This is a genomic window from Limnothrix redekei LRLZ20PSL1, from assembly GCF_043235035.1.
GTDB lineage: Bacteria > Cyanobacteriota > Cyanobacteriia > CACIAM-69d > CACIAM-69d > CACIAM-69d.
Map to the genome: position 1 here is coordinate 31,719 of NZ_JAZAQF010000059.1, position 19,600 is coordinate 51,318.

At 54.5% G+C, this 19,600-nt stretch carries 18 protein-coding genes and 1 pseudogene; 12 read left to right on the forward strand and 7 right to left on the reverse strand.

All coding sequences use genetic code 11. From position 1 onward, the window contains the following. Positions 1–144 precede the first annotated feature (144 nt). Positions 145–1,152: an Npun_R2479 family HD domain-containing metalloprotein gene (locus VPK24_RS09850; RefSeq protein ID WP_393012637.1), complete on the reverse strand. Its 1,008-nt coding sequence runs from the start codon at positions 1,150–1,152 to the stop codon at positions 145–147. A 90-nt stretch (positions 1,153–1,242) separates the two neighbouring features. On the opposite strand from VPK24_RS09850, the pseudogene VPK24_RS09855 reads away from it, so the two are divergent. The 8 genes and pseudogenes from VPK24_RS09855 to VPK24_RS09890 form a co-directional block, all read left to right on the forward strand. Continuing rightward, positions 1,243–1,329 (forward strand): annotated as a pseudogene (locus VPK24_RS09855) (pentapeptide repeat-containing protein); the annotation flags it as partial. 194 nt (positions 1,330–1,523) lie between these two features. Further along, positions 1,524–3,176 (forward strand): hypothetical protein, encoded by a 1,653-nt coding sequence (locus tag VPK24_RS09860; RefSeq protein ID WP_393013176.1) that lies wholly within the window; start codon positions 1,524–1,526, stop codon positions 3,174–3,176. Positions 3,177–3,220: 44 nt separating this feature from the next. After that, positions 3,221–4,294 (forward strand): lysylphosphatidylglycerol synthase transmembrane domain-containing protein, encoded by a 1,074-nt coding sequence (locus tag VPK24_RS09865; RefSeq protein ID WP_393012640.1) that lies wholly within the window; start codon positions 3,221–3,223, stop codon positions 4,292–4,294. Between the two features lie 907 nt (positions 4,295–5,201). Further along, the gene (locus VPK24_RS09870) at positions 5,202–5,720 is read left to right on the forward strand and encodes a phycocyanin subunit beta (RefSeq protein WP_393012643.1); all 519 of its coding nucleotides are present in this window, start codon (positions 5,202–5,204) and stop codon (positions 5,718–5,720) included. Between the two features lie 293 nt (positions 5,721–6,013). Continuing rightward, complete coding sequence (gene cpcA, locus VPK24_RS09875; protein ID WP_099535466.1) at positions 6,014–6,502, forward strand: phycocyanin subunit alpha; 489 nt, start codon at positions 6,014–6,016, stop codon at positions 6,500–6,502. Positions 6,503–6,640: 138 nt separating this feature from the next. Beyond that, on the forward strand, positions 6,641–7,507 hold the full coding sequence (locus tag VPK24_RS09880) for a phycobilisome linker polypeptide (RefSeq protein WP_099535464.1): 867 nt from the start codon (positions 6,641–6,643) through the stop codon (positions 7,505–7,507). A 23-nt stretch (positions 7,508–7,530) separates the two neighbouring features. Then, on the forward strand, positions 7,531–7,743 hold the full coding sequence (locus tag VPK24_RS09885; RefSeq protein WP_393012646.1) for a hypothetical protein: 213 nt from the start codon (positions 7,531–7,533) through the stop codon (positions 7,741–7,743). A gap of 115 nt (positions 7,744–7,858) precedes the next feature. Then, positions 7,859–8,113, forward strand: coding sequence for a phycobilisome linker polypeptide (locus VPK24_RS09890; protein ID WP_099535459.1), 255 nt, complete (start codon positions 7,859–7,861; stop codon positions 8,111–8,113). Positions 8,114–8,335: 222 nt separating this feature from the next. On the opposite strand, the gene VPK24_RS09895 is transcribed toward VPK24_RS09890, so the two are convergent. Next, complete coding sequence (locus tag VPK24_RS09895) at positions 8,336–10,114, reverse strand: M61 family metallopeptidase (protein ID WP_393012649.1); 1,779 nt, start codon at positions 10,112–10,114, stop codon at positions 8,336–8,338. 107 nt (positions 10,115–10,221) lie between these two features. Then, positions 10,222–10,905 (reverse strand): Crp/Fnr family transcriptional regulator, encoded by a 684-nt coding sequence (locus VPK24_RS09900; protein ID WP_393013179.1) that lies wholly within the window; start codon positions 10,903–10,905, stop codon positions 10,222–10,224. A gap of 583 nt (positions 10,906–11,488) precedes the next feature. Between VPK24_RS09900 and VPK24_RS09905 the strand changes: the two genes are divergently transcribed. Continuing rightward, positions 11,489–12,244 (forward strand): 2-phosphosulfolactate phosphatase family protein, encoded by a 756-nt coding sequence (locus VPK24_RS09905; RefSeq protein WP_393012652.1) that lies wholly within the window; start codon positions 11,489–11,491, stop codon positions 12,242–12,244. Positions 12,245–12,380: 136 nt separating this feature from the next. Here VPK24_RS09905 and VPK24_RS09910 read toward each other — a convergent pair whose 3' ends face one another. The 4 genes from VPK24_RS09910 to VPK24_RS09925 form a co-directional block, all read right to left on the reverse strand. Further along, a complete protein-coding gene (locus VPK24_RS09910) occupies positions 12,381–12,953 on the reverse strand; it encodes a Rab family GTPase (RefSeq protein ID WP_393012654.1) in 573 nt (190 codons plus the stop codon). 325 nt (positions 12,954–13,278) lie between these two features. Further along, positions 13,279–15,720: an OmpA family protein gene (locus tag VPK24_RS09915; protein WP_393012657.1), complete on the reverse strand. Its 2,442-nt coding sequence runs from the start codon at positions 15,718–15,720 to the stop codon at positions 13,279–13,281. A 161-nt stretch (positions 15,721–15,881) separates the two neighbouring features. Next, entirely contained in the window at positions 15,882–16,475 is a 594-nt protein-coding gene (locus VPK24_RS09920) for a hypothetical protein (protein ID WP_190353539.1), read from the reverse strand. Between the two features lie 289 nt (positions 16,476–16,764). Beyond that, positions 16,765–16,974 (reverse strand): glycogen debranching protein, encoded by a 210-nt coding sequence (locus VPK24_RS09925; protein ID WP_393012659.1) that lies wholly within the window; start codon positions 16,972–16,974, stop codon positions 16,765–16,767. A 34-nt stretch (positions 16,975–17,008) separates the two neighbouring features. Between VPK24_RS09925 and VPK24_RS09930 the strand changes: the two genes are divergently transcribed. The 3 genes from VPK24_RS09930 (at position 17,009) to VPK24_RS09940 (ending at position 19,549) form a co-directional block, all read left to right on the forward strand. Next, entirely contained in the window at positions 17,009–17,173 is a 165-nt protein-coding gene (locus VPK24_RS09930; protein ID WP_393012662.1) for a hypothetical protein, read from the forward strand. A gap of 506 nt (positions 17,174–17,679) precedes the next feature. Beyond that, positions 17,680–18,297, forward strand: coding sequence for a TetR/AcrR family transcriptional regulator (locus tag VPK24_RS09935; RefSeq protein WP_393012665.1), 618 nt, complete (start codon positions 17,680–17,682; stop codon positions 18,295–18,297). Then, positions 18,251–19,549 (forward strand): HlyD family efflux transporter periplasmic adaptor subunit, encoded by a 1,299-nt coding sequence (locus tag VPK24_RS09940; protein WP_393012667.1) that lies wholly within the window; start codon positions 18,251–18,253, stop codon positions 19,547–19,549. The genes VPK24_RS09935 and VPK24_RS09940 overlap by 47 nt, the downstream gene beginning before the upstream one ends. Positions 19,550–19,600: the final 51 nt, after the last annotated feature.

Consider the following 19,600-nt stretch of genomic DNA (forward strand, 5'->3'; position numbering starts at 1 on the left):
GGAAACCGAACCCCCATGACAACGCAGCCCTCATACCACGTCCCCTAAGTTCTTTGGTTGAGAACTCTTTGGTTGAGAATTCTTTGCTTGGGAATTCTTTGCTTGGGAATTCTTTGCCTAGAAACTTTTGCTTGGGAGCCATGCCTAATCGGCGTGGCTTCCTTGTGTTTGCACGTTGTTTTTGGTGGAGATGGCTCCACTGCTTGAGTTTCCTGAGTTGGCTGAAGTCCCTGAGCTTACTACTGAAGGGGACACTGAAGTGGAATTAGCGGAAGTGGCTGAGCTTAAGGAGTGGGCTTCGGGGGCAAAAAAGGGCGTGTATTGCTGGTGCTCGACCCGGAAGACGTTGGCATAGAGGTTGGCGGCAATTTGCTTGCCGGTTTGGGTTAGCTCCAACAGGCCGAGGGCCGGCTCAATGTATCGGTAAACTACATTCCAATAAAAGCTGGGATATTTGGCGCGCAAGTCATCGGGGCTGTGGTAGCCCAATTGTTGATTGGTGCCAATTTCCTCAAATTCGTAATAGAGGGCGGGAATTTTTTGTAAATAGCGCGGGTCGGAGAGTTGACCGATCAAGTCGGCGGCTCGTACCAGGCCGGGATAGCCTACGGTGTCGGCGTGGTCGTTGTCTTGGGGAACGGGGAAGCGGGTGAGTTCAATGTTGTCTTGCACGGCCTGGGTGTCGATGAGGCGGTGCTTTTTGAAGCGGTCTTTGATGAAACGTTTGCCCCGATCGACGTGGTAGGGGGCCATGCTGGCATCGGTGGCTCCGGTGGGGAGGGCGATGGTTTCGTCGTCAATGCCGGTGGCGTAGATCCGCTGCTGGGGTCGATCGCGGTGACAAACGCCGCGTACATAGCCAATGTCGTGACACAGCAGCGAGACATGAAAGAGCAGCCAATCTTCGCAGGTCACGCCGCCTTGGCGAATATGCTTGCCTTTTAAAATTTCTTGGCCCACCAGGGTGACGTACATGGTGTGCTCGACGTTGTGGTAGAGCGCGTCACTGTTGGCGATGTTTTCTAGGGCCATGTTGGCAACCCACCCGAGAATTTCCGCATAGTCCGGTTTCATGCCGCCGTAGGTTTGGCGGTAGCCGTCTGCTAGTTCTCGGGTGAGTTCGTCCACGATCGACTTTGTGGGGTTGAGCACGATCGCTACCTCCGCATGAGTCGGCTGAATTGAGAGGGCAAGGCACTCAAGGGGTTCAAGGCAGTTGTTGAGAAATCAACTGGCGCGAAATTCATTAGCGCGAAATTAACTGGCGCGAAATTAACTGGCGCGAAATTAACTGGCGCGAAATTAACCTGCATGATGTTTCTATCCTAGCGAGTGGCCGGCGGGATACTGTGACAGGGGCTGGGATGGCTGGTGATGATGGTGGGGGCCCGGGGCGATCGTATCTTGGTTGTTGCTGCGATCGAACTCGCGATTGTTGGTGACCCGTGCCCCACGCCTCAATTCACACATCCGCTCAACTACACCCGCACTTCCCTATGGCGATCGATGAGTTTTCTAGCTCCATGCCTCATCAGCCTCCATCTTTCCCGTCGCAGCCCGATCGGGATCAGTTTGCCCAGGCGGCGATCGCCCAAATTCCCAAAATTTTGACCCTGTGCGATCGCAACCCCCATAGCCCCACCTATGGCTGCTTCGATCGCAACTACTGGCAATACAAAATCGTTGACTTTCCCAGCGGCATGAGCCAGGAATTTGTGCTGCCCCTGGCGTTGGTTTGGGCCCTGCCTTTACCGAACAATCCTTTCTATCAGCAGCCTAACCTCCAGCGCTGGGTGGAAGCAGGCATTCGCTACGGGGCCCAAAGCTCTCACCCGGACGGCTCCTGTGATGATTATTTTCCCTTTGAACGAGCTGGTGGGGCGGCGGCCTTTTCTTTGCTGGCCTGCATTGATGCCTGTGAGCTAATTGGGCTAGATGATCCGCAAATTTGGCAATTTTTGAGTCGGCGGGCCGATTGGTTGGCCCATCACCAAGAAAGCGGCCGGCTCACCAATCACCAGGCCTTGATTGTGCTGTGTTTGGAGTTGCTGGGGCAGCGGCTCCAGACCGATCGATGGCAACGGGCCAAGGTCGATCGCCTCAATCAGGTTTTGTCTTGGCAGAGCACCGAAGGCTGGTTTCAAGAATATGAAGGGTGCGATCCGGGCTACCACACCCTCACCATTTCCTGTTTGGCACGGTTGCTGACTTTGCAGGGCGACAAGGCAGATCCAAGACTGCAGCCCGCCTTAGCCCAAGCGGTGGAGTTGGTGCAGTGGTTTGTGCATCCCGATGGCTCTTTTGGGGGGGAATATACGAGCCGAAATACCTATAATTTCTTCCCCCATGGCTTTGAATTGGTGGGGCGGTGGATGCCTTCGGCTCTGGCAATTAATGACCAAGTTTTACAAGGACTCGCACGGGGATTAGGGGCCTGTTATGCGGATGACCATATTGTGGGTCATCACACTTGGAATTATTTGTTAGCCTGGCGGGATTTTGTGCCCGATCGCCCGCCCATTCCAGATCCCAAGCCCCTGCGAATTTGGCTACCGGAAGCCAGAATTTTGATCGATCGTCGCCAAAACCACGAAGGTCACTGGTTGACCTTACTGTTAGCCCTCAACAAAGGCGGCACTTTCAAAATTTTCCGAAACCAACACCTATTGGCATCCGATACGCAATTTTCACTGCAAGTGCAACAGGGCAAAAAACTGAAAAATGCTGTGGGTCACCTGGTGGATCAATACGATCTGCAAGTGGAACCCGATCGCATTGGCATTTGTGGGCAACTGGGCTGGGCAAAACAAACCCTCATGACCCCTAGCAAGTTAATGATTTTGCGGTTGGTTATGTTGAGTGTGGGGCGATTTTTTCCGAACCTTATTCGGCGCATTTTGCAGCAGATTTTGATCGTGGGCAAGCGATCGACCCCCTATCGTTTCATTCGTCGTTTGGAATGGGTGGGGCAAGGCTGGCGGGTGCAAGATGAGTTGCTGGCTCCCGATTGGCAACCCGTGCAAGGCGTGGAAATCGGTACCGATCAAACTTCGATTTATGTGGTGATGAGCCGCACTTACCAAGCGGGTCAGCTCCAAAAAAGCTGGAATTTGACGACTCAGGTTCAGCATCTCCAGCCTGGTGAACCCCTGAAGGTCGATCGCCTGTTTTCCTAAAGCCGCCAACCTATCCCCATCATCCTTCCTGCCTGAGATTTTCTATGAAGCGTTGGGTTTCAATTGCCGTTAGCTTGCTGATTTTGATTGTGATTTACACCCGCATCGACTTTGCCGGGTTGGTGCAAGTATTTCAGCAATGCGATCCGGTATGGATGGCCATCAGCTTGGGCATGGTTGTGCCCTTAACCTTGCTGACGGCCTGGCGGTTGCAGCAGTTAATGCCCCGGGCCAGGCCCCAGGGGGCTATGCCGCACGGGACTCCGTTGCCCAACCCAGCAAGCTCGGAGGATTCAGACCGAGCAGCATCCCCGGCGATCGAGTCGGCGGCGGTTTCCGCTGCAACCTTGAGCTTTGGAGAAGCCAATCGGCTGATTTTGGCGGCCAGTGTGTTGAATATGGTGCTGCCGTCCAAAATGGGCGACCTGGCCAAGTCCTATTTCATGCGCGATCGGGGACATTTAGAGGGTTCCCTAGCCTTTTCGTTGGTGGTGTTTGAAAAGGCTTGCGATATGTTGTCGTTGCTGGTGTGGTGCGGGTTTGGCCTGCTGCTCTATCCCAGCAAGGATCCGCTGTTTTGGATCATGACGTTGGCCACGATCGGGGGGCTGGTGTCCGGGGTGGCACTGTTGAGTTGGCCCGCCTTTGCGCGATCGGTCTTTGCCGCCAGTCAGCGAATCGCCCCCGGCAAGATGCGCCGCAAGCTCGATCGGCTCAGCGGCTCCTGGCAACTGATGCACGACTACTTTTGGAGCGATCGCCGCCAACTCGCGATTGTCACCCTCACCTCGATCGTGATTTGGTTTCTGCATCTTTTACAAATCTGGTTTTTCATCTTGGCCCTGCGTGCCTTTGCGCCCTTCCTGGCTAACTTAGCCCTCTCGCCGCTGGCCATTCTGGCCGGCCTGTTGCCCCTAACCTTCGCGGGCGTGGGCACTCGGGACGCAGCCCTCATTTTGTTTTACCAACCCTACTTTGCCGCCCCGATCGGGGCCGCCCTTGGGCTGTTGTGTACCTCCCGCTACCTGCTCCCCGCGATTGGAGGGCTACCGTTTTTAGGGCAATACCTACTTCAGCTCAAGCGCTGGCAGCAGCCCACAGCCGGCCCCGACCAATAAACTTTTCTCGGTTCGCTAGAGATGCCGCAAACCCATTTGCCATCCCATCCTTGCAATCTCATCCACAACCAGGTTGATCAACAGAGGGTTTACCAAAGGTGGGTTGCCAACAAAGCAAATTTCGCATAGAAGCCATGCAAAGTTTGCGAATCCAATTGCCAGAGGATGCCAACCGCCAAAACCGAGATCCATCGGGCATTTCCGCAGACTGATCTTGCCCATTGACCGATTTGCTAGCCCTTATTCAAGGATTTCACAGCCAGGAGCCAACATCGATTTTTGTTAAAGGTTTTGACCTTTTCTAAAGGAAACATTAAGGATTTCTGACGAAATTCTAGACAATTACCGTTTTTGATCGGGGCGATTTCAGTTCTTGATTCTTCGGACTAAGTTTTTATACCTAACCTTTGCAAAAAAGCACAAAACTCAGTAAATCCCCACACCACAAAACCTTGAGTTCCCAACAGCCCAGAAATCCTCTTCCATCGCCCTCAGCCTTTAGCAACACGGGAGTTTCCTTAATCCTTCGTTGCTCATGCCGAACATCCCTGAAGAAACTTAACAACTTGTAATGACCAAACCCCTTTCTGCGTTGTATAAAGAAATAGCCGAGAGGTGTTTAACAAGCAAACGTTAGTCAACGCGCTACTGCTAGGGATTTTTTTCGGTTCTCATAAAACTTGAAAAGTCTCTCAGATTTTGAGCCATGACTGCGGTTAATTTAACCGGCAGATTTGCCATGGCTACCCATTGAGATTCCCAATTTAAGCAAAGCGTTGCTGAACTAAGGTTGAGCTGAAAAACCTTCTCGCACTGCGCTAGCAGGTGAAGGCAGCGAACTGAGTTGTCTACAGCGCAAAACCACAACCAACCTCGACAAACACCTATTCCTTAGGAGATCGATTCCATGTTCGACGCATTTGCGAAGGTTGTTTCTCAAGCCGACGCTCGTGGTGCTTATCTGAGCAACGAGCAACTGGATGCTCTGAGCGCCCTCGTTGCTAGCGGCAACAAGCGTCTCGACGTTGTTAACCGCTTGACCAGCAACGCTTCGACTATCGTCGCCAATGCTGCTCGCGCTCTGTTCGCTGAGCAACCTCAACTGATCGCTCCCGGTGGTAACGCTTACACCAACCGTCGCATGGCTGCTTGCTTGCGCGACATGGAAATCATCCTGCGTTATGTGACCTACGCAACCTTGGCTGGCGATGCTAGCGTTCTGGATGATCGTTGCCTGAACGGTCTGCGCGAAACCTACGTTGCTCTGGGCGTGCCCGGCGCTTCGGTGGCTGCTGGCGTTGCCAAGATGAAGGATGCTGCGATCGCGATCGCTAACGATCCCGCTGGTATCACCCCCGGCGATTGCTCTTCGCTGATTGCTGAAGTGGCTGGCTACTTCGATCGCGCTGCTGGTGCAGTTGCCTAATCGAAGCTGCCGTGAAGTCACTTAGAATTTCAATCTTCTTTTGACTTCAATCTCGTCTCGATTTATCGGAAAACAGGGTTTAAAGCCCCGCCCTTCAGGGCGTTTTAGTCGATGGATGGCCGCTAGGCTAGCGGTTTCAGTCTGCGGAGCAGCCACAAAGCCCAAGAGCCTTTCGAGGTGAGGTCGAGTGCTGTGACGTAGAAACCCAAATCGTGAGGTTTGGGAATCCCCGTTCGCTTGCGGCGGGTGAAGATGTCAACAACGCTAACTTTAGAGACACCTAACACGGGACTATGAAGACTCCGATCACCGAAGCTATCGCAGCTGCTGATTCGCAAGGTCGTTTCCTGAGCAACGCTGAACTGCAATCGGCTCGCGGTCGTTTCGAGCGCGCTCAAGCCAGCATGGAAGCTGCTCGCGCCCTGACCACCAAGGCTGACAGCCTGGTGAGCGCTGCTGTGCAAGCTGTGTACGGCAAGTTCCCCTACACGACCCAAATGAACGGCGCTAACTACGCCTCGACCCAAACCGGCAAGGACAAGTGCGCTCGTGACGTGGGCTACTACCTGCGCATGATCACCTACTGCTTGGTTGCTGGTGGCACCGGCCCCATGGATGACTACCTCATCGCTGGTTTGGCTGAAATCAACAGCACCTTCGAACTGTCCCCCAGCTGGTACGTTGAAGCTCTCAAGAGCATCAAGGCTAACCACGGTCTGAGCGGTCAAGCTGCTAACGAAGCAAACACCTACATCGACTACGCTATCCAAGCCCTGAGCTAGTTGATGCAATCCCGGAAGAGTGTCCGAGCCGGTTGTGGCTGGTTTGCCCAGCAACGGTAACCTGGTTCAATTGGTTGGCTCCTCTTCCGGGAGCTTTTTTGTAAGCCGTGCTTGCTGTGATTTTTGGGAGATTTGTTCATGGCCGTTACTGTTGCTGCTTCGCGCCTGGGGACGGCAGCCTATGCAGATGCTGCACCCGTTGAGCTGCGGGCCTATGCTTCGGCAGATGATGTTGAACTGGTGATCCGGGCGGTTTACCGTCAGGTACTGGGCAACGATTATGTGATGCAGTCCCAGCGCTTGATCAGCTCTGAGTCGCTGCTGCGCAATCGTTCGATCACGGTGCAAGAATTTGTCCGCTCCGTGGCGAAGTCCGATCTATACAAAGAGAAGTTTTTGTATAACAACTTCCAAACTCGGACGATCGAGTTGAATCTGAAGCATCTGTTGGGTCGTGCGCCCTACGATGAGTCGGAAGTGATTGAACACCTCGATCGCTACCAAAACGAAGGCTTTGATGCTGACATCGATTCCTACATCGATTCCGCAGAATATCAAAACGCTTTTGGCGAAAATATTGTTCCCTACTACCGCGGTTTCGCGACCCAAACGGGTCAGAAGACCGTGGGCTTTACGCGTATGTTCCACCTGTACCGGGGCTATGCCAATAGCGATCGGGCACAGATTGAAGGAATCAGCCCGCGTCTAGCCACGGAGTTGGGACGCAATTCTGCTTCGGCCGTTGTGGGGCCCTCGGGCAGCAACATTGGCTGGGCCTTCCGTAATTCGCAAGACCTGGGCCAAGGCAGCCTCACCCCCACCTCTTTTGGCCAAAGCCAAAGCGATCGCCTGTATCGCGTGGAAGCAACGGGCCTGTTGGGTGCTGGCTATCCGGCCGTGCGTCGTAGCAGCCGCACCTTCACGGTTCCCTACTCGCGGTTGTCGGATCAAATGCAAAAGATCCAACGTCAAGGCGGCAAAATCGCCAGCGTCACCCCTGTTTAGGGCCTTGGCTTGACACAAATGGAATGATGACTCAGCCCCATTGGAAGGTTGTGTTGCTTGGTCACCCTGCCCTGTACCCAGCTCGATCGCCTTGGATTGTCGGATGGCAACGGCTGCTGACTGGGCTGATGCAGCACAGCGGTGACACGCCGCAACAGGGCCAAACCATGAATGGCTGGGACTTGTTTGCTTGCTCCTGTTTGCTTGTAGTGGTTGCGATTGACGAGGTGCAATGATCATGATTTATTCATGCGTTGTACCTCGTTTTCTATCGTCTTGAAAAAGACAGTATTCCACAGTTAAACTGCGACATTTAACTGCGAAGTTTTTTAACAGTTTGAGGGAGAGTTTATGCTCGGTCAAGCGCTTGCGGGTTCGTCGGCCAACACCACTGCTGGGGCCCGTGTGTTCCGTTATGAAGTGACGGGTTTGGCTCAAAATGACCAAACCGATCGCCAGTCCTATTCTGTGCGCAATAGCGGCAGTATCTTCATTAACGTGCCCTACAGCCGCATGAACCAAGAAATGCAACGAATTCTGCGGTTGGGCGGCAAAATCGTCAACATCACCCCTGTGGTTGTGGGCGACGAAGGCGCGGCCGAATAGTTACGGTTTCATCCCCAGGTTCTTGAATCGATTCTCGAATCTGCTCGAATCTGTAGGGGTTAGTTCCGGTGGGAATTAGCCCATGGATGAGGTTCTGTGACTTGCTTGCCAGTTTCACGCCTTTTCGGCATTCCTTTCAATCGCTAAGATCCATCTTGTAAACGGGAGTCCAGCTTCAACATCCGAAGTGGCTCCCGCTTTTTGCATAACGAATCGCATTCCCTAGGCAGTTCCCAACCAACCGGCGAGGAGTTGGTCTTGCAGCGGGCTGATGTCTTTGAGAGGGGCGACTTCGTAGCGACTGGGCTTGGGATCAGCCAGCTCTACGGTGGTGGATTGGAGCTGATCTTGGTGGAAATAGGCGATGGTGAGTCGATCGCCCGGTTGATAGTCCCGAAGGCGATCGGGCAATTGTCCCGCTGCTAACCGAATGCCATCCAAGGCCAGGATTTCATCTCCAGGATCAATGCCCGCATGATGGGCGGGTGATTGAGCTTCGGTGAATTTCACCATTTCGCGGCCTTGCTCGGTGGCCAGACGCAGGCCCAAGTAAGGAACTGTGCGATCGACAATTCCCTTTAGCTCTAAGCCAAAGGGTTGCAGATAGGTTTGGATTGGTAATTCTTCGGTGGTGTGCAAATAGCGCTGGAAGAAATCGCTCAGGTTTTCTTCAGCCACTTCAGCAATAATGGATTCCAATTGTTGAGCGGTAAAGCCCACCTCTGGTTGGCCAAACGCTTGCCACAAGCGCTGCAAAACATCATCGAGCGATCGAGTGTTGTCAAACTTAGCTCGAATTTTTAAATCCAATAATAAGGAAACCATTTCTCCCTTTAGGTAATAGGAAATTTGGTTGTTGCCACTGTGAGCTTCGGCCCGATAAAGCTTAATCCAAGCATCAAAGCTCGATTCGGCCAAAGGCTGAACTAACCGTCCCGGTGTATTCAAATAGCGAGTGATTTCCTTGCTCAATTGCGTTAGGAAATCCGCTCGGCTATAAATACCCGCACGACAGGGAATTTGCAAATCATAGTAGCTAGTGGTTCCTTCGCAAAACCACAGGGACGGCGTGTAGGTTTCCGCATCATAATCAAAGATTTCTAGCTCTTTGGGCCGGATCCGCTTCACGTTCCAAAGATGGAAAAATTCATGGGCCACCAGTTGCATGAACTGATGGCGTTTTTCCGTTTGCTGGAATCCGTAGCGGTTATAAATCAGCGAGCAGGAGTTTTTATGCTCTAGACCGCCATAGCCCTGACCGGTGAGATGCAAAATAAATAGGTAGCGATCGTAGGGCAGTCCGCCAAATAGGTTAGCTTCAACTTTGATGATTTTTTCAAAGTCATCAATGATCGATTGGGGTTCCAGGTTGCCATTGCCCCAGATCGCTAATTCATGGGACTTGCCCAGCACTTCAAAGCGATGTAGTTGATGAGTTCCAATTTCAAAGGGACTATCAACCAGTTGATCAAAATTGGCAGCTTGAAAGGTTTTGTGGGTTCCTTGGTCGTTAACCAAGGGCAGAGCAGTAGCCACTTGCCAGTCCGATTGGGGCAGGGCAATGGTCACTTGCAACGGAACTTCCAACCCTCCAACGGGATAGAGAAAAGTGGCTGCCCCGTTGAAGTAGGCATGGGTGCGATCGAGATGGTTCGTGCGCACGGTCAATTCGTTAGCAAACAGTCGATAGCGAATGGTGACCGTTTCTAACTGCCCGATCGCCACTTGCCAGTGATTTTTGGCCAGCTTTCGCCACAGCAGTTGCTGTTGGTTTTCCCCCCAAGCACTGAAGTCTTGCAGATGCCGTTCATACTCCCGAATCAGATAGGAACCGGGAGTCCAAACGGGAAACTTGAGATCCAAGGTGGTGCTTTGCCAACCCTCCAGCACCAGTTCAATTTCAAAAAGGTGGGTTTGTGGCTCGGGCATGGCCACTTGATAGGTTAACCGTGGCAACTGGGCTGCTCGACGATCGGGCGGGGTAGCAATTGCTTGGGTCATGGGCTGGAGAAAGAGAAAACGTCATCAACAGAATGCAATCACGGCAGAGGAAATGGTCAGCGACAAACTGACCATGCCACCTGACCATGCCACTCAATAGCCTCTCACTAACCTTGGCTTGCCAGTTGTCGTAACTGTGGCAGAAAGGGCAAGTGCATAATTTTTTCGTGCGGATCGATCTTCACCCAACCTTTTTCTTGCAGCTTCGCCATAATTTTGGCGGTTTCTTCGAGGGTAATGTCACTGACTTCTGCCAAATCCTTGAGCGGGATATTCAGAATGTCGCGTCCCCGATCGGCCGGCTGTCCATAATCATCAGCCAAAGAAGCTAAGGTGTTTGCTAATTTGACGGCGCTCGGTTTCCGGCGCAACTGCAAGCGGGTGTTGGCATTCCGAACCCGGCGCACCATGAGTTGCAGCAGTCGGTGGTGCAGTTGAGAATCTTTAAACAGGGTTTGGACAAATCGTTGAGCGGAGATGCTAAATAGTTCCACTTCGCTAAGGGCCAGCACATCGGTCGATCGAGGCGATTCGTCCAAGATAGCCATTTCTCCAAAAAAGTCACCCTGACCCAAAATGGCCAAGGTCATGTCTTTGTCCCCCGAAAGCCGACGGACTTTCACCCATCCGGAGGCAATGAAATAGACCGCATTTCCCCAAGAGTCTTCCATTAAAACGGCGCGTCCTGCGGGGTAATCATGCTCGACTGCGGCTGCCAACAGCCAATCGAGCGTTTCTTGACTGGCCGCATTGAATAATGGAAAAAGCTCTGTAAAGGTTTCAGTTTGCATTGCCGGAGAGTTAGTTGGCATGGTTCTTTGAGCCTAGCAAGATTCTGTCCTAGATGGCAGATGAAACACCCAGAGTCTTGACGAATTGCGATTGGGTTTCGGCGGTTCGAGATGGCGCGATCGCCCCATTCTCCTACGCTCAGTTATGGGTCTCAATGGTGACTCTAAATGCCTGACCCCATGACTTCGCTCAATGGCTGGCCGCAACGGGCCGCCGTCAGCCATCGGTTGAATTTAGCTGAATTTAGCGCCCCATGGCCATCTTCTGGTCACGGGTTAACTGGGTTGAATGGTCTGGTTGAATGGTCTGGTTGAATCATCTTCGATGACGTTCTGAAGCAACATTCCGGCTAGCCTGAATTAACCCTAGTTGCTGGTGGTTAATTCCCGTTAATCATCCCCTCCTTAGGGTCTTCGTCGGCTGATGGGGAAAATCCTCCCAAAACCAAACGAAATTCCGGCCCTTTAGGCTCAGCACCGATCCACAATTCCCAGAACATCTTGGGGCTGACCATGCTTGCGCGATCGCCCCCATCGTGATGCACTAAAGGGTGTCGTTGCGTTCTGTAAAGAAATCTGTTCTGTGAAGATTTCTGTATTTCATACCCCGGAGTTAACCCCCCAATTTTCGGGGAGCGAGTCGCCGACGACCCCAGCGCCGGACTGTGCGATCGCCATTGATGTGTTGCGGGCCACGACCACGATCGCCACAGCGCTGGCCGCCGGAGCGGAATCGGTTCAGGCCTTTTGCACCCTTGAAGAATTGATGACCACCAGCGAGGCTTGGCCGGCCGATCGTCGCATTCGGATTGGCGAGCGGGGCGGCAAAACCGTGGAAGGCTGTGATTTGGGCAACTCTCCCCTAGACTGTACCCCCGATCGGGTGGCGGGCAAACGCCTGTTCATGAGCACCACCAACGGCACTCGGGCCCTGCAAACCATTCAAAGCGCCCCGGTTGTTTTGGCGGCGGCCCTGGTGAATCGACGGGCGATCGTGGACTTTGTGTTGGCCCAACAACCCGCCACCCTCTGGATGACTGCTTCCGGCTGGGAAGGCAGCTTTTCCCTGGAAGATACGGTCTGCGCCGGTGCGATTATTTCTGCCCTGTTGGAAAAACTAGGTCAGGACTCAGATTGGTTCGGCAACGATGAGGCCGTGGCGGCGTTGGCGCTCTATGACCAATGGCGCGATCGACTGCTGCAACTGTTTCACCAGGCGAGCCACGGCCAACGCTTGCTGCGGCTGGGTTTGCTGGAGGATTTGGAATATTGCGCCAGTCAGGATCGCCTAGATGTGGTGCCCATTCAAACGGCTCCGGCAGTGTTGACCCGCGCTTAGTTTGCACTTAATTGGCATTTAATTTGGCGTTGAATTCTTGCTGAGTTCTTGCTGAGTTCTTGCTCAATTTGCGTCATTCGCACTGAGTGAGCCAAACTCTGAGCCAAACCCTGAGCCAAACCCAACGCCCCGTCAGCTATCGGCCCCGGCTGATGGCTGGCTGCACCATGGACAGGGCTAATTCACTAAAGATCTCATCCACATTGCTGCCACTTTTGGCGGAAGTCCAATAGAGCGAGTAGGTCACGCCGGCCAGGAGGGTTTCCACCTGAAGCTGCAGATGGTGTTTATGGGACTCGTCCATCAAATCGACTTTGTTGATGGCCAAAATCACGACACTGGTGGGCGAGACCGATCGCACTAAATTGGCATGGTCGCGCAGATGACTAACCGTGTCGGGGCGGGTGGCATCGGCCACCACGATCGCCCCAGAGGATCCTTGAAGATAGCTGGGGGCGATCCGCTGAAACTTGGTTTGGCCCTCCACATCCCAAATCAGCAACTGCAATTCCATCGGCTCCGTCCGCTCAGAGGCCCGATCGGGGGACATATCTGGCAGGGGCACGGGCACAATCTTCCGAGAGATTTTTACCCCAATGGTGGATAAGTAGCGATCGCTAAATTGCCGATCCACAAATCGACGAATCAGGCTGGTTTTGCCAACTGCATAATCACCGACCAAACAAATTTTTTTTGAAAGGGTTTGCATGGCTTTAAGGGGTTGGCAAACGCACCGGCGACTGGGCCGATTGTAGAAGACAGGATGGAAACTGGCCGAAATTCAACGGCAAAACTCCCGATTCTCGGGCCCCCTGGCGATCGCGGATGGGCAATTCAGGAAATGATTCAAAGCAAGGGAATTGCTCAGGAGCCTTGTTCCAGCGGGTTAATGATGCAAATCAAGCTGGTCGAACATAGCAGGCAAATCCAGCAAACCGAAGCGATGGCTCATTCATGGGTAAGCCAGGGAGGAACATCGTGAATCGAATCGTGAATCGATTGGCTTCACGATGGATGGGGAATGGATCAGGAATTTAAGGCGCTGGGATTGCTTCAAAGCGCACGCAACGACTCATCCATTCCCCATCGCCTTGGGTCACGTCCGGCGGGGGCCCAACCTGGGCACTGGGCACTAGCCGCTGGGCCGAAATGCCTCGGCTAATGAGGGCCGATCGCACCAATTGCGCTCGCTGCAAGGCCAGGGCCGATGCATTCGGCTCGGTGGGGGCGCTGTGGCCCACCACGCGCAGGTTGAGATCCGGATAACTTTGCAGGAATTGGCGAATGGGATCGATTTTGCCGGCAATATCGACATCAACGAATCGATCGGCTCCTAACTCAAAGTACAACCGAACGGTCAGACTCGGAATCACAATTTGCAACGAATTGACGACACGGTTAGTGCCGGGAACCCGCTCAAAGGCCGCCGCGATCGCGCTGGCTTCGGCTCGGCTGCGGGCGGAGCCGGTGACGGTGACCGTTCCGCCGGATTGCGCATCGATGCTGTAGCTAGCGTTGACCACGTTGCCATCCCGGTTCAAGGTTTTGGCAATCCGCTGCACCTCGGCAGCCGCCAGAATGGGATCTGTGGGCAACTGCACGGCAATGATTTGATTTTTGGGGGGTGTGGCTTGCTGAAACCGTTTTGGGTCGATCGCCCGATAGGTGTCGGTGGCCGTGCGTTCCGCCTGGAATCGCAGCCAAGGATAGGGAACTTTGCCCCGCAATCGCAACTGATCGCCTTGTAAATCAACGGATAGGTTATACACCGCCAATTGGGGAGAAGTATTCAGGGCCCCTTGCACGGCCGCCAACAGGCCTCGGTTGCGCTGGTTTTGATAGTTCCACCAAATCCAGGGGGCCGCGATCGCCGCGCTCAGCACCAAAATTAGCCCCGTCAGGGCCCAAGGAAACCCACCCCGCCGATTCAGGTACGAACGCTGTTGGATGGGGCGCACCAAACCGGTCACGGCCGTGTGAACGGGGGCCGGCAGGGTGCGGGAGTCGCCATCAAAGGATTGCAGGGGGCGATCGTACCGTTCCACCAACCGCTCCAGGGTCGATCGCAACTGGCGGTAAAAGCCCTTGGACGGTTGACCTTTCACAATCACCGCCAAATAGCAGTAACCGGCCACCTCCATGGCAATTTGCGAATCGTTGTACTGAATTTCGTGCAATTCGGACACGTTGCCATCTTGCACCATGCAATCATTCACAAAACTGCGAATGGCCGTGAGCATTCCCGCCAGCATGTCCCCTTCGAGGGGATCTTGGTCAGCGGATTGACATTCGCTCATCACCAGGCCCGAAGCCTTGTGGATCAAAAAAGCAGCCTGTACCCGATAGGGCATGGCTTCCCGCAAAATCAGCTCCGCTTCGGAGACCCCTTGCATTTTGGCTCGCATCTTGCGGCCCACCCCTTCCATGCTCAGGGTGTTATGCACCTTTTCGTTGATGGAGTCGATCGCGTCTTTCATGTACTTGGCGATCGTGTTGCCAATGACGGGATAGAGCGCATCCACCATGGCATCCCGTTCTAGGGCAATTTGCTCTTTGATCGAAGCCCCCATCATGGGCCCGAGGGCTTGAATCATCGAGTCCGCATCAAGCTGGTACTGCTCCCGCATGGCGGAGGCGGTTTCGGGCGCAATGGCATGGGCGATCGCCAAGGCCAAATCAGCGGGAGCATCTTGCATTCGCTGGACGATCGCGGCATCCAGCACGGGGGCGATCGCCTCGGCCATGGCTTGCCGATCCTGAAGCGATCGCTCGTAAATCAGCCGATCGATCGTGGGTAACAGGGCTTGGCAAATTTCTTCGCGGGCATCCAGCACCCGCCGTTCAATCAACCGCGCAATCAGGGGCGACAGGTGCGCCACCAGTTGGTCGGCATTTTGCAGCAGGGACTCGATTGCATCCACCTGCTGTTGAACCCGTTGCATTTTGCCGCGCAGGGCTTCCACCCGATCTTCCACGCGGACAAAGTTGTCACCAATCAACAGTGATTGCAACTGCTCCCAGGCATCTTCCCCTGAGCTGTCGTTACCTTCGGAGGGTGTGCCGTTGCCGTTGGCCCCGTTGGTTCCTTTTGGGGGGGCTGTGTCTTGCCCCGATCGGGCAGCTAGGGGCGATCGACCCGCTGCAGGCGGAGGCGGGGTCAACAAGTCCGGATCGGCCCCAAACGGATTCACCTGCGGCTGATCACGGTCTGCCAAATTTTCCACAAAGTTGGCTGCCAAGTCGGTTGTAAAGTCAGCTTCTACCAAGGTCGAGCGAGATCCTGTTAAGTCGGATCCCGCTCGGCCTTGCAGGGTTTCATCAGGGCCCGCGAGACGGCTCGCCACCGAACCTTGGGGGTGCGGAGCGATCGAACTGGGCGGCCGCTCCGTGGGCGACTGGGACGATCGGCCCAACTGACTTAGCAGATCTAGCCAATCCTCCACCGGTTCCGACTCGGAATGATTGCGATCGGGCATAGGGCCAGCACTCCAACCAACTCAATCCAACAGTGACAACGGGTTCCATCCAGTCTAGGAAATCTTCCTGAGAAAAACCCACCGTTGGCCCAATGCCCGATCGGCCAGGATTGGCGAACCGGCCCGTATGATCGTTGCGCCCCAGTTCGGTTAACCGTTGATTAACCTTCTGGCGACACCAACTCCACCGACAGGGCACTTGGCGGATCGATCGCCGCTTGCAACGCCGGAACCACATCCTGACCCTTCAGGCGCATTCCCAGCTCAAACATCAACTCTGCCAAGGTTTCGCGCTCCACCTTGTTATCGCGCAAGGACGAGAACCGCGCATCCAACTCCTCAAAAATTTGAGTACGCAGGGTGCGGATGTCCTCTTGCAGCTTGTCGCGGCTTTCGTTCAAACGGCCGTCGATCGCCGTGGTTTTTTCCTCAAAGGCTCGATCCAACTCCTCAAAGATGGCCTGAACCCGCCGCCCCAGGCGATCGTTCTGTTGCTGCAAGTCCGTTGTTTCCTCTTGCATCTTGGTGGTGAACCCCTTCAACCGCTTATCCAGCGCCTCCAGGGAAGCTTGCAATTGAGTTGAGAGGGAAACCTTCACCTCCTCAATCCGATCCTGCAAATCCTGATGCAACAGATTGAGTTCCGACTCCATTTGCGCAAAGCGATTTTCATAGTCGCGAAGCTGGGAGCCGACCAAGATGTCGCGGATTTGATCAATGTTGCCTAACCGTTCCCGAATGTCTTGGCGATCCATGGCTTGCCTCGCTGTTGCTGATACCTAAAAACAAACGACAGAGCTTGTCAGAAAAAGAGGGTGGGTGTGGTTCGGCAGGAGCGCGCTGCAAAAGCCGATCTGTGATGGCACAGGGTGCAATGGCACAGAAATAGCCCCGAACGGCCTGATTGTATCTCGATCGCCCCCTAGGGTCGGCCCCGGATTCGTTAACCATGGGCGCAAAACCACAGGCTCAAAATCTGATCTGGGCTGCTGCATAGGCTCAAGCAGCGCCAGGGGCGATCGGGAGGCGATCGACTGAACCGGCTTAAACACTCAGCTTCAGGGCCGCCACGGGCACATCATCCCAGGAATCCACGGTGCGCATGGTCACCACCCAACCCTCCTGGCGCTGTTCATCGGTCAGATTTTCCTGGAAAGACTCATAGCAGGCCTGGGCCTGTTCTTCGCTGGTAGAAGCAATGCAAGCATGGGAAATGCCTGCGGGGTCAATTTGTTCGTTTACCCAAATGGTCATGACGACTGATTCTCAATGGCTGCAAGGGAGAGCAATGGATAGGTTGCAATATCCGCCTCCAGTCTACCCACTCCCACCCAGCGCTCTGGGAAATGTGTCGGGTCGGCAATGCAAGGGTTGGGGCGATCGGGCCATCCACGAACTGCCCCAAAAAATCAACCATCCGGAAATTTTGACAAAAATTTTAGCCGGGGACTAGAAAAATAACGAACGTTCGATTTAAAATAAATCCGAGTTCAGAACCCCAACCCTCAACTCATCAACCGGCAGCCTGCGACCCCATTCCGAGGGTTCGAGTCCTGAAGATGCAGAGCTAAATGCAAATTTTTGGATCTTGAATCTTTTGGCTGAGGACTCGTCCCAAGTTGCCACCATTTCGGTTACAAGATTCAGTCATCCAAGCCTGAAAACAATGACCAACCATTCTTGATCGCCGTTTCTGACAACAACCCCCAAGAGAATTGCTCTAGAGAACTAATCGAGAGTATTCCTCAACAAGTCGCTGGTGATTTCACTGATGAACTCCTTGATCCAGCATTGCTCAGGCATCGATTCGGCATGAATACGGCATTCATTAGGCATCGATCGACCCCTGATCATGCATTGCACAATGTCGATTTCAAGGCCAATTTCAGTGCCAATTTTGCGCAGGTGAGGTAGTGTGGCCGCACAAAAACCGATTAAAAACACTTGCGTATTGAGCCAATGCCCAAAATTGTTGATCACGAGAGCTATCGCCAAGAACTCCTGAGTCGTTGCTTTGCTTTGTTTGCCGAACGGGGCTACCACGCACTCACGATTCGGGAAATTGCAAAAGGACTCGGTGTTTCCACTGGAACCCTTTACCACTACTTCGAGAGTAAAGAAGACCTTTTCATCCAACTCATGGACTACCTGAGCTTGGAGGATACGGGAGAGCAAGTGCTCAGTCAGTTGAGCCATCCGCTGACCCTGGCTGAACGAATTGTGGTGGTGATGGATTGCGTGATTGACAACGAGGAATATTTTCGCCAGCAGGATCTGTTAATTGCGGAGTTTTGCCGCCATCAGGGGGAAGTGGTGCGCAAAAATCCCCTGATTCAGGGAGCCCACGATCGCTATGTTCAGGCGCTGGCAGACTTTTTGGGAATTCACGATCGTCCGGTTTTGGAGTGTTTTTTGGCTTGGGTGAGTGGCTTGCTGTACCGCCGAATGCTTTTGGGCGAGCAGTTGGATTTGGCGGAACAGGCAGTTTTGATGTCCAAGATGCTAGCGGGCTACTGGGAGCAAACCAATCGTGATTGCAAAGTTCAGGAATTTCAACACGCTGGCTCTGGCGGCTAGCGCAGCGGCGGCAAGCATTGCCCTGGGGGCGATCGGGCTGTCGCAGTGGAACCGGGCAACGGCAGAGCAGCAGGCCCAAAGCCCAACCCCGGGCCCGGTGGTGCGATCGGGCGTGACGGCCCTGGGGCGGCTGGAGCCGGAGTCGGAGGTGGTGCGGCTGGCGGCTCCCTTGGCGCTGGATGGCGATCGGGTCAGTGAGTTGCGCGTGCGGGAGGGCGATCGGGTTCGGGAGGGGCAAGTGGTGGCCGTGTTGGCTTCGGAAACCGTGTTGGTTGCCGAATATAACGAAGCGAACCGCCAAGTGCAGGTGGCCGAAGCTCGCTTGGCTCAAGTGCGAGCCGGAGCCAAAACCGGCGACATCAACAGCCAGCGGGCCGCCGTGAACCGAGTGCAAGCAGAATGGCAAGGGAACACCGATGCTCAACGGGCCCAGCTCAGCCGGTTGCGGGCCCAGTGGCAAGGGCAGTTGGCCCAACAGTCGGCCGCCGTTCGTCGCTTGGAAGCGGAGTTAGCCAATGCCCAATCGGAATATCGGCGCTACGAGGCGCTCTATCAAGAGGGGGCGGAATCTGCCTCTCGGTACGATTCCAAGCGGCTGTCGGTGGAAACCTTGTTTCGGCAACTTCAGGAAGCCCGGGCGGAACTGAACCGGCTCGATCGTACCGGTCGCCAGGAAGTGCAAGAGGCCGCGGCGGTGCTGAGTCGGGTTGAGCGGGCGGGCCAACAACAATGGCAAGAGGCCAAGTCCACCCTCAGCAGTGTGGCGGAAGTGCGGACGGTGGATGTGCGCACGGCCTTGGCGGAAGTGGCGGCGGCGCGGGCCGCGCGCGATCGGGCGGCGGCGGCCTTGGAACGGGCTTATCTGCGGGCCCCCAGCGATGGGCAAATTTTGAAGATCCATGCCCGGGCGGGCGAAAAGATTGGTGATGACGGTCTGCTTGATCTGGCTCAGACCGATCGAATGGTGGCCGTGGCGGAGGTTTACCAAACCGATGTGGGGTTGGTGCGCGTTGGCCAACCAGCAACCGTTGTGGGCCAAGCGATTCAGGGCAGCTTGCGCGGCACGGTGGCCCAAGTGGGACTGCAAGTGTTGCGACAAAACGTGTTTAGCAATCAGCCGGGCGAAAACCTCGATCGACGGGTAGTGGAAGTGCGCATTTTGCTCGATCCGGCCAGCACGGCCCGCGTGCGATCGTTCACCAATTTACAAGTGGAAGTGAGCATCGAAACCGGCACGGGCAACACTCGCTAACTCGCTAATTGGCGGTCATTTGATTAATGGTCATTTGATTGTTACTGAATC

Bases quoted from the DNA above. Each gene is read 5' to 3' on its own strand.
- VPK24_RS09880 (WP_099535464.1), top strand. From the start codon at position 6,641: ATGGCCGTTACTGTTGCTGCTTCGCGCCTGGGGACGGCAGCCTATGCA.
- VPK24_RS09915 (WP_393012657.1), bottom strand. From the start codon at position 15,720: ATGCCCGATCGCAATCATTCCGAGTCGGAACCGGTGGAGGATTGGCTA.
- VPK24_RS09920 (WP_190353539.1), bottom strand. From the start codon at position 16,475: ATGGATCGCCAAGACATTCGGGAACGGTTAGGCAACATTGATCAAATC.
- VPK24_RS09930 (WP_393012662.1), top strand. From the start codon at position 17,009: ATGGATAGGTTGCAATATCCGCCTCCAGTCTACCCACTCCCACCCAGC.
- cpcA (WP_099535466.1), top strand. From the start codon at position 6,014: ATGAAGACTCCGATCACCGAAGCTATCGCAGCTGCTGATTCGCAAGGT.
- VPK24_RS09890 (WP_099535459.1), top strand. From the start codon at position 7,859: ATGCTCGGTCAAGCGCTTGCGGGTTCGTCGGCCAACACCACTGCTGGG.
- VPK24_RS09900 (WP_393013179.1), bottom strand. From the start codon at position 10,905: ATGCAAACTGAAACCTTTACAGAGCTTTTTCCATTATTCAATGCGGCC.
- VPK24_RS09910 (WP_393012654.1), bottom strand. From the start codon at position 12,953: ATGCAAACCCTTTCAAAAAAAATTTGTTTGGTCGGTGATTATGCAGTT.
- VPK24_RS09885 (WP_393012646.1), top strand. From the start codon at position 7,531: ATGATGACTCAGCCCCATTGGAAGGTTGTGTTGCTTGGTCACCCTGCC.
- VPK24_RS09860 (WP_393013176.1), top strand. From the start codon at position 1,524: ATGCCTCATCAGCCTCCATCTTTCCCGTCGCAGCCCGATCGGGATCAG.
- VPK24_RS09870 (WP_393012643.1), top strand. From the start codon at position 5,202: ATGTTCGACGCATTTGCGAAGGTTGTTTCTCAAGCCGACGCTCGTGGT.
- VPK24_RS09865 (WP_393012640.1), top strand. From the start codon at position 3,221: ATGAAGCGTTGGGTTTCAATTGCCGTTAGCTTGCTGATTTTGATTGTG.
- VPK24_RS09895 (WP_393012649.1), bottom strand. From the start codon at position 10,114: ATGACCCAAGCAATTGCTACCCCGCCCGATCGTCGAGCAGCCCAGTTG.
- VPK24_RS09925 (WP_393012659.1), bottom strand. From the start codon at position 16,974: ATGACCATTTGGGTAAACGAACAAATTGACCCCGCAGGCATTTCCCAT.
- VPK24_RS09935 (WP_393012665.1), top strand. From the start codon at position 17,680: ATGCCCAAAATTGTTGATCACGAGAGCTATCGCCAAGAACTCCTGAGT.